The 15,214-nt window shown below is 63.1% G+C and carries 10 protein-coding genes and 2 pseudogenes; 11 read left to right on the top strand and 1 reads right to left on the bottom strand.

All coding sequences use genetic code 11. The features are described 5' to 3' along the window. Positions 1 to 110 precede the first annotated feature (110 nt). From sucC to U5N23_RS00940, 11 genes and pseudogenes are all read left to right on the top strand, one after another. The gene (gene sucC / locus U5N23_RS00890) at positions 111 to 1,271 is read left to right on the top strand and encodes an ADP-forming succinate--CoA ligase subunit beta (protein ID WP_322590992.1); all 1,161 of its coding nucleotides are present in this window, start codon (positions 111 to 113) and stop codon (positions 1,269 to 1,271) included. 15 nt (positions 1,272 to 1,286) lie between these two features. Continuing rightward, positions 1,287 to 2,183: a succinate--CoA ligase subunit alpha gene (gene sucD / locus U5N23_RS00895; RefSeq protein ID WP_322590993.1), complete on the top strand. Its 897-nt coding sequence runs from the start codon at positions 1,287 to 1,289 to the stop codon at positions 2,181 to 2,183. Positions 2,184 to 2,330: 147 nt separating this feature from the next. Continuing rightward, complete coding sequence (locus U5N23_RS00900; protein WP_322590994.1) at positions 2,331 to 3,020, top strand: TerC family protein; 690 nt, start codon at positions 2,331 to 2,333, stop codon at positions 3,018 to 3,020. 158 nt (positions 3,021 to 3,178) lie between these two features. Next, positions 3,179 to 5,830 (top strand): serine/threonine-protein kinase, encoded by a 2,652-nt coding sequence (locus U5N23_RS00905; protein ID WP_322590995.1) that lies wholly within the window; start codon positions 3,179 to 3,181, stop codon positions 5,828 to 5,830. A 19-nt stretch (positions 5,831 to 5,849) separates the two neighbouring features. Continuing rightward, positions 5,850 to 6,638, top strand: coding sequence for a Stp1/IreP family PP2C-type Ser/Thr phosphatase (locus U5N23_RS00910; protein ID WP_322590996.1), 789 nt, complete (start codon positions 5,850 to 5,852; stop codon positions 6,636 to 6,638). 40 nt (positions 6,639 to 6,678) lie between these two features. Then, positions 6,679 to 7,335, top strand: coding sequence for an FHA domain-containing protein (locus U5N23_RS00915; RefSeq protein WP_322590997.1), 657 nt, complete (start codon positions 6,679 to 6,681; stop codon positions 7,333 to 7,335). Between the two features lie 76 nt (positions 7,336 to 7,411). Further along, a complete protein-coding gene (locus U5N23_RS00920) occupies positions 7,412 to 9,673 on the top strand; it encodes an adenylate/guanylate cyclase domain-containing protein (protein ID WP_322590998.1) in 2,262 nt (753 codons plus the stop codon). Positions 9,674 to 9,733: 60 nt separating this feature from the next. After that, positions 9,734 to 10,525 (top strand): 3',5'-cyclic-nucleotide phosphodiesterase, encoded by a 792-nt coding sequence (locus U5N23_RS00925; protein ID WP_322590999.1) that lies wholly within the window; start codon positions 9,734 to 9,736, stop codon positions 10,523 to 10,525. 223 nt (positions 10,526 to 10,748) lie between these two features. After that, positions 10,749 to 11,192: pseudogene (locus tag U5N23_RS33055) on the top strand (pilin); the annotation flags it as partial. A gap of 847 nt (positions 11,193 to 12,039) precedes the next feature. Next, positions 12,040 to 12,288, top strand: a complete 249-nt coding sequence (locus tag U5N23_RS00935; RefSeq protein WP_322591001.1) for a hypothetical protein — start codon at positions 12,040 to 12,042, stop codon at positions 12,286 to 12,288. A gap of 413 nt (positions 12,289 to 12,701) precedes the next feature. Further along, positions 12,702 to 14,405 (top strand): IS1634 family transposase, encoded by a 1,704-nt coding sequence (locus U5N23_RS00940; protein ID WP_322591002.1) that lies wholly within the window; start codon positions 12,702 to 12,704, stop codon positions 14,403 to 14,405. 253 nt (positions 14,406 to 14,658) lie between these two features. On the opposite strand, the pseudogene U5N23_RS00945 reads toward U5N23_RS00940, so the two are convergent. Then, positions 14,659 to 14,829 (bottom strand): annotated as a pseudogene (locus U5N23_RS00945) (IS5/IS1182 family transposase); the annotation flags it as partial. Positions 14,830 to 15,214 lie beyond the last annotated feature (385 nt).

A 15,214-nucleotide genomic window follows, 5' to 3' on the forward strand; every position in this document is an offset into this window, starting at 1 on the left:
GATGGTGCGTCGCAGCATGATACAGTCGCCGGTTGCCATGTCCCAAGCCCGCGGCCAGACAACTGTTCATGGTAAACGGGTAACTACCACCCTTCCCTGAGAGAGACCTCATGAAGATTCACGAATACCAAGGCAAGGAAATCTTGCGCAATTTTGGTGTGCCCGTTCCGCGTGGCATTCCCGCGTTCACGGTGCAAGAAGCCGTCGAAGCAGCCCAGAAACTGGGCGGCCCCGTGTGGGTCGTCAAGGCCCAGATCCACGCCGGTGGCCGTGGCAAGGGCGGCGGCGTCAAGGTCGCCAAATCCATCGAGGACGTCAAGCGCATTTCTGGCGAAATCCTGGGCATGCAGCTCAAGACGCACCAGACCGGCCCTGAAGGCCAGAAGGTCCGCCGCCTGTACATCGAAGACGGCGCCGACATCAAGAACGAACTGTACGTCTCGCTGGTCACCGACCGCGGCACGCAGAAGGTCGCGCTGATCGCTTCGAGCGAAGGCGGCATGGACATCGAGGAAGTGGCCCACTCCACGCCCGAGAAGATCATCACCGAGATGATCGATCCCCTGACCGGCATCACCCCCGAGCAGAGCAAGAAGGTTGCCGCCGCCATTGGCCTGACCGGCGCTTCCGTCGACCAGGCCGTGGACATCTTCGCGAAGATCTACAAGTGCTACATGGAAACCGACGCGTCGCTGGTGGAAATCAATCCGCTGAACTGCGACTCCAAGGGCGACCTGATGGCCCTGGATGCGAAGTTCAACTTCGACGCCAACGCCCTGTTCCGCCACCCCGAGATCGTGGCCTTCCGTGACCTGGACGAAGAAGATCCAGCCGAAGTGGAGGCCTCCAAGTTCGACCTGGCCTACATCAGCCTGGACGGCAACATCGGCTGCCTGGTCAACGGCGCCGGCCTGGCCATGGCCACCATGGACACCATCAAGCTGTTCGGCGGCGAGCCGGCCAACTTCCTGGACGTGGGCGGCGGTGCGACCCCCGAGAAGGTGACCGAAGCCTTCAAGATCATGCTCAAGAACCCCAAGGTCGAAGGCATCCTGGTCAACATCTTCGGCGGCATCATGAAGTGCGACACCATCGCCACCGGCGTGATCACGGCCTGCAAGGCCGTGAACCTGAACGTGCCGCTGGTCGTGCGCATGAAGGGCACCAACGAAGAGCTGGGCAAGAAGATGCTGGCCGAGTCCGGCCTGCCCATCATCGCCGCAGACACCATGGCCGAAGCTGCGACCAAGATCGTTGCTGCCGTCAAGTAAGCCCGGAGAACACACATGTCGATCTACATCAACAAAGACACCAAGGTCATCACCCAGGGCATCACGGGCAAGACCGGCCAGTTCCACACTGAAAAGTGCCAGGAATACGCGAACGGCAAGAACGCCTTCGTGGCGGGCGTGAACCCCAAGAAGGCCGGCGAGTCGATCTTCAACATCCCGATCTACGCCTCCGTCAAGGAAGCCGCGACGCAGACCGGCGCCACCGTGTCGGTGATCTACGTGCCGCCCGCAGGCGCTGCTGCCGCCATCTGGGAAGCCGTCGAGGCCGACCTGGACCTGGCCATCTGCATCACCGAAGGCATTCCAGTGCGCGACATGCTCGAAGTGCGCAACAAGATGAAGGCCAAGGAAGCCGCCGGTGGCAAGCGCACGCTGCTGCTGGGCCCCAACTGCCCCGGCCTGATCACGCCCGACGAGATCAAGATCGGCATCATGCCCGGCCACATCCACCGCAAGGGCCGTATCGGCGTGGTCAGCCGCTCCGGCACGCTGACCTACGAAGCCGTGGCCATGCTGACCGAAGTGGGCCTGGGCCAGTCGAGCGCCGTGGGCATTGGTGGCGACCCCATCAATGGCTTGAAGCACATCGACGTGATGAAGGCTTTCAACGACGACCCGGACACCGACGCCGTGATCATGATCGGCGAAATCGGCGGACCCGATGAAGCCGAAGCCGCCCAGTGGTGCAAGGCCAACATGAAGAAGCCTATCGTCGGCTTCATCGCGGGCGTGACGGCGCCTCCCGGCAAGCGCATGGGCCATGCCGGCGCGCTGATCTCCGGTGGTGCCGACACGGCCGACGCCAAGCTGGCCATCATGGAAGAGTCCGGCTTCATCATCACGCGCAACCCTTCGGAACTGGGCAAGCTGCTCAAGGCCCAGCTGAAGTAAGCACGCCTGCCTGTCGTCCGTAAGCACAATTACGGACGCACCGGGCGATAGCGCCCCCTACACTGGCCGCTCCAAAAAAGAGAAGCGCCCGGAACCGGAACACCGGCTCCGGGCGCTTCTTGCATTCATAACAGTGGAGTCATGGCTATGGAATTTCTGCAATCGGCCGATTTCTGGATCGGCCTGGTCAAGATCGTCTGGATCAACATCATCCTCTCGGGTGACAACGCGGTGGTGATCGCCCTGGCGGCACGCTCGCTGCCCCCGGAGCAGCAGCGCAAGGCGGTGTTCTGGGGCTCGGGCGCGGCGGTGGTGCTGCGCGTGTTGCTCACGGTGGTGGCGGCCAAGCTGCTGGCACTGTCCTTTCTGCAGGTCGTGGGCGGCTGCCTGCTGCTGTGGATCGGCTTTCAGCTGCTGAGCGACAGCGACGAGGACGAGGGCGAATCCAGGACCTATGGCAGCCTGATGGCCGCTGTGCGCACCATCCTCGTGGCCGACCTCGTCATGAGCCTGGACAACGTGATCGCCGTGGCCGCCGCAGCCCAGGGCAGCACCACGCTGCTCATCCTGGGCCTGGCCATCAGCATTCCGCTGGTGGTGTTCGGCAGCACGATGATGATCAAGCTGATGGAGCGCTTCCCGGTGATCGTGGTGCTGGGCGCGGCCCTCATCGGCTGGGTGGCGGGCGAGACCATTGCTGGCGATACCGCACTGCAGGGCCTGGTGGCCGCGCATCCTTCGCTGCACTATGTGGCTGCGGCATTGGGTGCCATCCTGGTGGTGGGCGGTGGCAAACTCTGGCAACGCCGCGCCAGCCGCGCCGCGGTATCGACCTGACAAAAATGGCACCTGCAGCGCCAGGCGTTGCGTGCCAGCGACAAGAACGGCAGGCTAGGGCCGCGACCATGGGGTCTGGGGCGCGCCAAGGGCCGGCCGGGGCCGGGCTTGGAAATTGCTTCTAAAGGTATCTCATTACCTCCGTGGATCGATAGCAAGTGGGCAGAACAACATCGGCACAGCAGCTCGTTTGGTGGCGTACCGATGGCTTTGTCTGCGCACTGGTGGCCGCCATCGTGGTGGCCGGTGCCAGCGCGATGGGCTGGGTGCACCGGCTGGACATGGCCATCTACGACGCGGCCGTTGGCAGTGCATCGGCCGAGCCTGCGGCCGATCTGGCCGTGGTCGGCATCGATGAGCGCAGCTTCAAGGCCCTGGGCCCCTGGCCCTGGCAGCCCGAGGTGCACGCACGCTTCGTGGACCAACTCACGGCTGCCGGTGCCCGGGCCATCGCCTACACCATGCCGCTGCCGGAAACGCCGGCACGCCCCTTGCCAGCCTCCATCCCCGCCGCGCCTGGCGAGCCAACGGCCGCTGGCGTGTCGGGCGCTGAAATCGCCGCGCCGACAGGCGATGCCCGGCTGGCCCTGAGCCTGCAGCGTGCAGGCAATGTGGTGCTGGTGTCGCAGTACGCGGCCACCGGCCCTGCGGCACCGCTGCCCTCGTACGTGCGCCGCAGCGTGCTGCCCGATCCGGGCGAGCATGCCGTGCCGGCAGCCTCCGGGCGGCATCCCTCCGCCACCCTGGGGGCAGCGGCATCCGCGATTGGCCACCTGCAGTTGGCGCCCGACCCGGATGGCGTGCTGCGCCACATGCCCCTGTTGCTGGCCCATGACAATGCGGCCGTGCCATCGGTCGCGCTGCTGACGGCGCTGCGCAGCCTGCAGCTGGGACAGGCCGATCTGCGCCTGCAGGCCAGCGCGCCCTGGTTGCGCCTGGGCAGCCTGGGCATTGCCACGGACAGCACCTCGGTGCTGCGCCCCCTGTTCCGTGCCCAGGACGGTGGGCAGCCGGTGTTTGCCCGGACGGCCTTCGCGCAGGTGCTCACTGCGGCGCCAGGCGCCTCCGGCTTCCAGGGCAAGACGGTGCTGGTGGGTTTCACGTCGGCCGCGCAGGCGGCGCCCATGGCAACTCCGGGGGGCCAGTCGCTGTACCCGGTGGAGGTGCTGGCACAGATGGTGTCCGCCATCCGGCAGGGCCATGCCGTGACCGCCCCGGACTGGGCGGCGCCGGTGGCCTGGCTGGCCATTGCGGCCGCCGTGCTCTACCTGGCGTTGGCACTGCCACAGGTGAGCGCCCTGGCCGGCCTGGCCGTGAGCGTGGCCTTGCTGCTGGCCTTGGTCGGTGCCCAGTGGCTGGCGCTGGAGCATGCGCTGCTGTCGTTCTCGCTGCTGGGCGCCGCGCTGGCGGTGGCCGTGGGGCAACTCACCATGCTGGCGCTGAAGTTGCGCGGCCAGGGCGGTGCTTCGCGCGCGAAGTCGGCCGAAGCGGCCGAGTCCAAGCGCATGCTGGGCCTGGCGCTGCACGGCCAGGGCAAGCTGGAGCAGGCGTTCGAGCACTTTCGCCGCCTGCCCATGACCGAGGCCCTCAAGGACAACCTGTACCACCTGGCCCAGGATTTCGAGCGCAAGCGCAACTACGCCATGGCCAAGCTGGTGTACGAGCGCATCCTGCGCCACGACCGCCAGTACAAGGATGCCAAGCTGCGCTACCGCAAGATGCGCGCCCGGGCCAAGTCCGCCTCGGGCCAGCCCGACACGGCGCCGCCCAGTTCGGCTCCGATGCCCATGCCCAGCGTGTCCGCCAAGCCGCGCCTGCCAGGCGATGCGACCATCGGCCTGCCCATGCTGGGGCGCTACGAGATCACCAAGGAGATTGGCAAGGGCTCCATGGGCGTGGTCTACCTTGGGCGCGATCCCAAGATCGGCCGCATGGTGGCCATCAAGACGCTGGCCCTGGGGCAGGAGTTCGAGGGCGATGGGCTGATCGACGCCCGTGCGCGCTTCTTTCGCGAGGCCGAGACGGCCGGGCGGCTGCAGCATCCCTATATAGTGACCATCTTCGATGCGGGCGAGGAGCATGACCTGGCCTACATCTCCATGGAGTTTCTCAAGGGCACCGACCTGTCGCCCTTCTGCAAGGAGGGCAACCTGCTGCCAGTGCCGCTGGCCCTGTCGGTGGCGGCCCGCGTGGCCGAGGCCTTGGACTATGCCCATGCCAACCAGGTGGTGCACCGTGACATCAAGCCGGCCAACGTCATGTTCGATGCGGCAACCGATGCGGTCAAGGTGACGGACTTCGGCATTGCGCGCCTCACCGACTCGAACAAGACCCGTACGGGCCTGGTGCTGGGCACGCCGAGTTTCATGTCGCCCGAACAGCTCGCGGGCAAGAAGGTGGATGGGCGCTCGGACCTGTATTCGCTCGGGGTGACCCTGTTCCAGATGCTCACCGGCTCGCTGCCCTTGCGCGGGGCCTCCATGCCCGAGCTGATGCACAAGATCGCCAGCGTTCCCGCGCCCGACGTGCGCACGCTGCGGCCCGAGCTGCCGGCCGAAGTGGCCGAGGTGGTGGCGCTGTCGATGATGAAGCGCCCCGAGGCCCGTTACCAGACGGGGCGCCAGTTTGCGGCCGAGATACGGCGTGCGCTGGCGGCGCTGGCGGGCACGGAATCCGGCCCAAACCAGCGGACAGTCGTCTATGATGCGGCTCGCAAGGCAACAGGGCACGACATGGCGGATTTTCAGGAAACGGTGATGGAATATCCTGTAGATGGGGGTTCCCCGCTGCCGCCAGCCAGCGCCCGGTGAGGCCTGTGCCGCTCAATCCATGAATTACGATTTCTTTGCGCGCACCGATCGGGGGCGGGTGCGCAGCAACAATGAAGACGCCGTCGCGATCGACCGGGATGCCCAACTGGCCATCCTGGCCGATGGCATGGGAGGCTACAACGCAGGCGAAGTGGCCAGCGGCATGGCCACGACCTTCATCCGCACAGAAATGGCCCGCTGGCTGGCCCAGGCCGGCAGCACCCCCCAGGCGACGGATGTGCGCCGCGCGCTCGAAATCTGCGTGGAAAATGCCAACCACGCCATTCTCGGGGCGTCGCTGTCGAACCCCCAGTACGCCGGCATGGGCACCACGCTGGTGGCGGGCATCTTCCAGGGCTCGCGGCTGATCCTGGGGCATATCGGCGATTCGCGCTGCTACCGCCTGCGCGGCGGGGTGCTGCAGCAGATCACCCGCGACCACTCCTGGCTGCAGGAGCAGGTGGATGCCGGCATCCTCACGCCGCACCAGGCGGCGATCTCCTCCAACCGCAACCTGGTCACCCGGGCCCTGGGCGTGGAGCCGAACGTGCTCATGGAAGTCAATGAGTTCCAGGTGGCACCCCACGACCTGTTCCTGATGTGCTCGGACGGGCTCACGGACATGGTGTCCGATGCCGATCTGGCGGAGATGGTGCGTGCAGCCCTCCCGCTGGAGGAAAAAACCACATTGCTTATTGATACCGCCAATGCACACGGCGGTCGTGATAACGTTAGCGTACTGCTGGTACAGGCCGGCGCGGGGGGCAAGAAGCGCAGCCTGATGTCCCGCCTGCTGGGCGCTGCCTGACGGTGCCGGCCCATAACAAATCTCAAATCAGGAGTGGATCATGCCCAGAATGATCGTTTCGATCGACGGCGTCGTCATCAAGGAAGTTCAGTTGACCAAGGACCGCACCTCCCTTGGACGCAGGCCATACAACGATATCGTGATCGACAACCTGGCGGTGAGTGGCGAGCACGCGATCTTCCACATGGTCGGGAATGACGTGGAGATCGAGGACCTTGGCAGCACCAACGGCACCTATGTGAATGCCAAGGCCGTCAAGCGCCAGGAGCTGCGCAATGGCGATACGGTGGAAGTGGGCAAGTACAAGATCCGCTTTCTGCACGAGGCCGAGGGCGAGAACTTCGAGAAGACCATGATCTTCAAGCCGGGCATGGTGCCACCGCTGGGCGCCGTATCGCGTCCGGCCGGGCTGCCGGGTGCCCCGCCACCCGCACCGATCACGGCGGTGATCAAGGTCATGTCCGGCGCCGCCGCCGGGCGCGAGGTCTCGCTGCTCAAGGTGGTGACCACCATCGGCAAGCCGGGCGTGGCCGTGGCCTCCATCACCAAGCGCCACCACGGGTTCGTGCTGGCGCACGTGGAAGGTCCGGACATGCCGCTGCTCAACGGCTCGGCCATCGGGCTGTCGCCGGTGCCGCTCAAGCACGGCGACAAGCTGGAGCTGGCCGGCACCGAAATGCAGTTCGAGCAGACCTGACGGGCGCGCTGTGCCGTTTGCCTGGCTCGGCCCCTTGTCCGCCCAGCGCCGGGCACCACCGAGCTGAGGCATTCTGATGCGGCCACGGCCTGGCTCCTGGTTGGCGCGCCGCTGGCGCCGCATCGCCGTCACGCTGTTGCCACTGCTGTTCGCCCTGCTTCACGTGGGCGGAGTCCTGCACCTGCAGGTGCTGGAGCGGCTGGAAAACATCATCTACGACACCCGCCTGCGCGCCACCATGCCGGGCACCATGGACGAGCGCGTCACCATCGTCGACATCGACGAGCGCAGCCTGGAGCGCATCGGGCAGTGGCCCTGGGGCCGGGACAAGATGGCCCGCTTCGCACGCGAACTGCTCGAGCGCCAACAGGTGTCCGTGCTCGGCTTCGACGTGATCTTTGCCGAGCCCGACGGCAGTTCGGGGCTGGCCAGCCTGCAGCGCCTGGCGCAGGGTCCGCTGAATGGAAATCCCGGGTTTGCCGAACAGCTGGCGCGGCTGGCGCCAGAGCTGGACTACGACGCCTTGTTTGCCCAGTCGCTGCAGGGCCGGCCGGTGGTGCTGGGCTACTATTTCACGAGCGACCGGGACGGGCAGGCCCGTGGCGTCTTGCCCGAACCTGCGCTGCCCCTGGATCGGCTGCGTGGCAAGCCCCTGAGGGCTACGTCCTGGCAGGGCCATGGCAGCAATATCGGTGTGCTGGCACAGGCGGCGCCTGCGGCGGGCTTCTTCAATTCGATCACCGATCCCGATGGGGTCGTGCGCTCCCTGCCTCTGCTGGCCGAGTTCCGGGGCCGCTACTACGAGTCGCTGGCCTTGGCGATGCTGCGCGTGGCGACGGGTGTGAGGGACGTGGAGCCCATCTATGCGTCGTCTGAATTGGACCACGACGTGTTGCAGGGCATCCTGCTGCGCCAAGGCCAGAGCCGGATCCGTTTGCCGGTCGATCCCAACCTGGCGACGCTGGTGCCCTACCGCGGCCCAGGTGACGTTGCAGGTGGTTCGTTTCGCTACATCTCCGCCAGTGACGTGCTGGAAGGGCGATTGCCGCAGGGCAGCCTGAAGGGCCAGTTGGTGCTGGTGGGGTCCACGGCGCCAGGCCTGGTCGATCTGCGTGTAACGCCCGTAGGGCGCACCTACCCCGGTGTGGAGACGCACGCCAATCTGCTGTCCGCCTTCCTGGACGGCGCGAACGTGCTCCAGCCGGACTACGCCCCCGATTTCGATGTCCTGCAACTGGTGGCCACGGGGCTGTTACTGGCATTTTCATTGCCCCTGCTGACAGCGGGCTGGGCGGTTCTGCTCAGCGCCGGGGTGGTCGCGGGGCTGGTGGGGTTGAATCTCTGGCTGTACCAGTCGCATGGCCTGGTGATGCCCCTGGCGACGGCCCTGGTGCTGGCGCTGTCCGCTTTCACGCTGAACATGGTCTACGGGTACTTTGTGGAGAGCCGCTCCAAGCGGGAGCTTGCTGCCTTGTTCGGCACCTACGTGCCCCCGGAACTGGTGGACGAGATGCTCAAGGAGCCCGAGCGCTACACCATGGATGCCGCCAACCAGGAGCTGACGGTGATGTTCTGCGACATGCGTGGCTTCACGGCGCTCTCCGAACGCATGGAGCCACTTCAACTGCAGGCCCTGCTCAATGGCGTGTTCAGCCGCCTGACCCAGATCATCCGGGGCCGCCGCCAGGGCACCATCGACAAGTACATGGGCGATTGTGTGATGGCCTTCTGGGGCGCACCCGTGGCCACCCCCGGGCACGCCCAGTTGGCCGTGGCAGCGGCGCTGGACATGACCCGGGCGATCGCCCAGCTCAACGAAGAGCACCGCAGCAAGGGCCTGCCGGAGATCGGGGTGGGCATCGGCCTGAACACCGGCACCATGTGCGTGGGCGACATGGGTTCGGACATCCGGCGCAGCTACACGGTGATCGGCGATGCGGTGAATCTGGGCTCCCGGCTGGAGGGCCTGTCCAAGACCTACGGCGTGACCATGGTGGTCAGCGACACGACGCGTGCCATGGCCCCCGGTTTCATATGGCAGGAACTGGACCGCGTGCGCGTCAAGGGCAAGGCCCAGGCCGTCACCATCTACACGCCCGTGGGCACGGCGGCGGAGCCGCTGCCGCCCGAGCGGGAGCAGCAACTGGCCCTGTGGCACCGGTTCCTCGCCACCTACCGGGCCCAGGAATGGGATGCTTGTGCCCTGCTTTTGCGGAATTTGCACGCATCGGAACCTGCAAACATCCTGTATTCGCTGTACTCGGGCCGCATTCAGGCCCTGCGGGTGTTACCCTTTCAGCCGGATTGGGACGGTGCCACCCAATTCGACACCAAGTAGGACAATGGCCGCAACCTGCACCGACAACCCAAGAGACGACAGCAAACAGGACTGCATGACATGAAGGTTCGCGTACTGGGGTGCTCCGGGGCCATTGCCAAAGACTGCCGGACCACCTCGTTCCTGGTCAACGACAACATCCTCATCGATGCCGGCACGGGGGTGGGCGATCTGGCGCTGGACGAAATGCGCCGCATCGACCATGTGTTCCTCACGCACTCCCACCTGGACCATGTCGCGGCGCTGCCGCTGATGCTCGATGCCGTGTCGTCCATGCGCAGCAGCCCCGTGCAGGTCCATGCGCTGCCCGGCACCATCGCCGCATTGCAGGCCCATGTGTTCAACAACGTCATCTGGCCCGACTTCAGCAGCATCCCCACGTCCGACCAGCCCTTTCTGCAGTACCAGACCATTTCGGTGGGCGAGCGCCTGAATGTCGAGGGGGTTCACCTGGAGGTTCTGCCCGCCGTGCACACGGTGCCCGCCGTGGGCTACGCGGTGGCCGGAACCACCGGCTGGTGGGTATTCAGCGGCGACACCGGCCGCAACCCGGGCTTCTGGGCCCGCGTCAACGCCCTGCCCGTCGCCATGCTGGTCATCGAAACCGCCTTCAGCAACCGCGAAACGTCCCTGGCCCAGCGTAGCCTGCACCTGTCGCCCCACACCCTGGCCCAGGAACTGGCGCAACTGACCCCCGGCAAGCGCTGCCCCATCTACATCACCCACACCAAGCCCTCGGAGACCGAGCTCATCATGGAGGAGATCCGCCGCTTCGACGAAAGCGCAGGGCCACTGGGCGCCGCGCCCCATGACATTTATTGGCTCAAGGCCGGGGACGAGTTCGTGTTCTGACCACTGTGTTGCAGGTGGTGACGTTTGTGGTGTGACAAGAATGTCGCGCAAAGGCCCGGATAGCGGTCTGGGAAACACTTCGGTGACAAATGACCCATTTGGGGGAGGGTTCAGGCACGATACAGCAGGGCTGGCAGGGTGGCACAGAACCTGCTTCTGCTGAGCCAGCCTGGAGAATTTTTCTGCAGGTTTTGAATTGCAATTGACCTCCGAGGAGTGATTTATGAAGCGTTTTGCACAAAAGGGTTTTACCCTGATCGAATTGATGATCGTTGTGGCGATCATTGGTATTCTGGCTGCCGTGGCATTGCCTGCCTACCAAGACTATACGGTGCGCGCGAAGGTTTCGGAAGCCGTTATCGCTGCGTCGTCAGCCAAGTCGCTGATGTCTGAAGCATTCCAAACGGACGGTATTACTGGTCTGACGGCAGCAGCCACTGCATATGCAGCGGTTAGCTCTTCGCAGAAGCAATCCAAGTATGTTGACGATGTGGTCATCGCAACGGCTTCCCCATGGAACATCACCGTATCGATTGCCGCTACTGCGGGCAATGGTATCCCCACGGGCCTGAATGCCAAGGTTCTGAATTTCTCGCCCAACGTCCAAAAGGCCACTCCTTCGGCTACCGCACAAGGCGCCATTGACTGGGCCTGCACGAGTACCACCGGGGAGGGAGGAGAAGGGGGGGAAGGGAGGGAGGGGGAGAGAGAGGGGGAAGGAGGGGGAAGGGGAGAGGGAAAGAAAAGGGTGCTTCTGCAAGCTGCAGATACCCTCTGGTACCTGTGGCTTGAAACTGACTGCTGCCCCCCACCGGCAACCTGCTTGCAAAGTACGCTCCATCTGAATGCCGTTAATAAGTTAACGAATTCGAAGAATACGCCCGCTTTGCGGGCGTTTTTTATTCAAGACATGAGTAGATGCTTAGGCCAAATTCGAGTTCCGAAATGAATGATCATGTTGTAGGTGTGACCTCAATTGCTCCGCCGCGCTTCGGTTTGTCGGTACCTCTTGCCCATTTTTTTCTGTCTTTGCTCGTGGCAGCCTCGGTGGCATTCCTGGTATTTTTTATATGGTTTCCAGGGGGAATATAAAGAAATTGCCGGAGGGCTGAGGATATTCTGGATCATTGTTGCCGTTGACTGCGTGTCAGGGCCGTTTTTGACTTGGCTTGTCTATTCAAAAAGCAAGACACGTTTGGCCATAGCGTTTGATCTTTCCATCATTGTAATTTTACAAATCGGGGCACTTGTCTATGGATTGAATACACTTGGTCAAGCAAGGCCCTTGGCACTAGTGTATGAGGTGGATCGTTTTCGCTTGATCAGCTTCGCGGACATCTACGAACCGGAGGCTGAGAAAATACCTGAGTGGCTTAAGGTATGGGGGGTGTCCGATGTGCGTACCATGGGAATACGAAAGGCAGGGTTCACTTGAGGAGAAAATCGCCAGTGTCGATGCGTCTCTCCAAGGGGTAGAGCCTAGTCAACGCCCCAGTTGGTGGCAGGAGTATTCCTTGAGCGTTCCACAGGTTTTGGCGAAATCAAAATCTATTGCGGATCTGAAGGCTAAATATCCAACTCGGCAAGAAATCATTTCAGTGGCAATTGAGTCTGCACTTGGCAAAAGAAGTGTTGGTGAAACTGGTGATCCAAATGAGCTGCGCTGGCTTCCTTTAGTTAGCCGATCCAGCATGAATTGGGTGGTAATTTTGGATCCTGTTACCGCGCGCATAAGGGCATTTGCCCCTCTGGACGGTTTTTAGGGGGCGGTTGATATCTGAGTGGGCCATACAACTCAAGGGCACCTCTCAAAACCCTGCCCGCCGCATTTGGCGCCCCATACAAATCAATGACTTACAACACCGAAATGTGAATTTTCGGGGGTTTTGAGAGGTCCCCTCAACCAGAGCTACTCCATTTTCTTTCGGTGGTGGAAGTGCTGGCCTTCAGAGCTTCCGTTGTGCGGCGATAGAGTCCTTCGCTACGTGGTCGGTTCGCGAAATGCTGGATGGGCTTGGCCCCCCGAGTTCGACACCAAATCGCGGTTTGAGTCGATTTCTCGACGCTGGCTTCATTTGAATCAATCACTTAGAAGCGGGTTTTCTGATTTTCTGTAGTGGCAATCTCTGCTGTTAAGCGTGTTGGCAGCCATTGGCGTAGCCGCTACACTCTCGCCATGTTCATCAAGCTCACCCGCGCTGGCGGCCACACCTACGCTCAGTTGGTGGAGTCGTTTCGTGATGAGAACGGCAAGCCGCGCCAGCGTACCGTTGCCACACTGGGTCGCGTTGACGAGAACGGCGGCCAAGTCGATGCCCTGCTCAATGGGCTGCTGCGCTCCAAGGGTCGTCCTGCCGCGACGGGGGCTACACCGCAGTTGCGCTTCGAATCAGCACTGGCGCTGGGCGATGTATGGGCGCTTCACGAGTTGTGGCACGAACTGGGCTTTGATGGCTTGGCGGCAGTGTTCCGACGCGCTCGCTTCACCACGCCGGTCGAGCTGGCGCTACGCGTGATGGTCTTCAACCGGCTGTGCGACCCGGACTCCAAGCTGGGTGTGCTGCGCTGGCTGCAGACGGTGAGCATGCCCGGCGTCGATCCTGAGGCGCTGACCCACCAGCAACTGCTGCGCAGCATGGATGCCTTGATGGATCACCAAGCGGCGGTGGACGATTGCATCGCCGGGCTGCTGCGTCCGCTCATCGATGACGAACTGTCGGTGGTGTTCTACGACCTGACCACGATTCGCGCCGAGGGCCTGAGCCAACAAGACGCCGACGTGCGCCACTTCGGCATGTCCAAGGAGGGCGTGATCGCGCGCCAGTTCATGCTGGGCGTGGTGCAGACGGCCGACGGCATGCCGATCTATCACGAGGTCTTCGACGGCAACACGGCCGAGGCCCCCACGCTGGAGCCCACACTCAAGAAGGTGCTGGCGCGCTACCCGCACATCAAGCGTTTGGTGGTGGTGGCAGACCGCGGCCTGCTCTCCTTGGACAATCTTGAAGCGTTGAGCAAGTTGCCGCTGGGGGGCCGGCCGCAGGCGCTGGAATTCATCCTGGCGGTGCCCGGGCGCCGCTACGGCGAGTTCGCAGAGCTCCTGGCGCCTTTGAGCGAGCGGTGCGCTGGCGCGACCGAGCAGGTCGTGCAGGAAGTGCAGTGGCAAGGCCATCGCTTGGTGGTGGCGCACGATCCCCTGCAAGGGCTGGAGCAGACGGCTCAGCGCCAAGTGCGCATTGACGCCTTGCTGCAGCGTGCTGAGCAGCTCGCGGGCAAGCAGGACGCGCAGGACGCGCAGGACGCGGGCAAGGTGCAGCGCGGACGCAAGCTCTCGGATTCAGGCGCCAAGGCCCGCTTCTTCCACGAGGTCAGCGATGCCCATCTGGCGCGCATCATCAAGGTCGACCTGAAGTCCGATCTGTTCACCTACGAAGTCGACCAAGTCGCTCTGGCGCGTGCCCAGGCGATGGACGGCAAGCTGGTGCTGGTCACCAACGTCAAAGACATGACGCCGCTCGAAGTGCTCACGCGCTACAAGAGCCTGGCGGATATTGAGCGGGGATTCCGGGTGCTGAAGTCCGAGATCGAGATCGCCCCGGTCTTCCACCGCCTGCCCGAGCGCATCAAGGCGCACGCGAGCATCTGCTTCACGGCGTTGATTCTGTACCGCGTCATGCGCTCGCGGCTAAAGCTTGCAGGCAGCTTGCTCTCACCGGAAGCCGCCCTGTCTGAGCTGCGACGCATTCAGCGCCACACCGTCCAAATTGATGACGCCCAACCGATACAGGGACTCTCCACCATCACCTGCGGCCAGACCGAAGTGCTGGCCGCACTCAAGATCAAGAAACCAGCCAACGACGCTCAAATGACCCTGCTGTAGTGGCAGGCCGAAAGGCTCGCTCTATACAGATCAACGGCTTACAGCATTTGGTGTCGAACTCGGGAGGTCCAGCTTGATGGCGCTGCGCGCTTGCGCTTTGGGTTTGCTCATGCGGTGATTGTCGCGTTGGCTGGGGTGGCATCAGGCGGGGAGGTTTTTAGAGGTTCCCTCAAATGACCCTGCTGTAGTGGCAGGCCGAAAGGCTCGCTCTATACAGATCAACGGCTTACAGCATTTGGTGTCGAACTCGGGGCAGCATGGCCTCGATGGCAAACGGTGGCCGTCCTCGCCGGCCTTCTGGCATGTAGGGGGCGATCAAGGAGACAAGATCACCCCAAGGAACAACGCGTTCCATCTCGCCTAGGAACTCGCGCTTGCGCGTGCGTTTGCTCGATGATCCCAATTCCAAGCTTTGCTGCTTCATGCGGGTATCGTCTCAGCTGACGGGGTTGATGACAAGCACAGGCTACACGGATTTATGCAGACGTTCCTTAGCAGGCTGAAGAAATACCTCCCGGCCAGCATTTCCCAAAAATCTTCGACCTCTTAGAACGCGCTACAAGCGACTTTTCTGACGCTGGCAAGGGGTAAGGCACCCTCGAAACGGCAAAATTTCCGATCCGAAAACAGTATTTCTTCAGCCTGTTAGGCCACAGAATAGTGGATAGTAGTATTTGCAGTCTATGCAATCAATCAGTCGGCCAAGATACCGCAGGCTACATAGTGGTGGGCAGCCGGCTTGCTGTGAGCATGCTCATGGCAAATGGTGCTTGGAGTTCGCCTGGTCAAGATGGCAATGGAACAATGGT

It is taken from the genome of Acidovorax sp. (assembly GCF_034519795.1).
Taxonomy (GTDB): Bacteria; Pseudomonadota; Gammaproteobacteria; order Burkholderiales; family Burkholderiaceae_C; genus Acidovorax.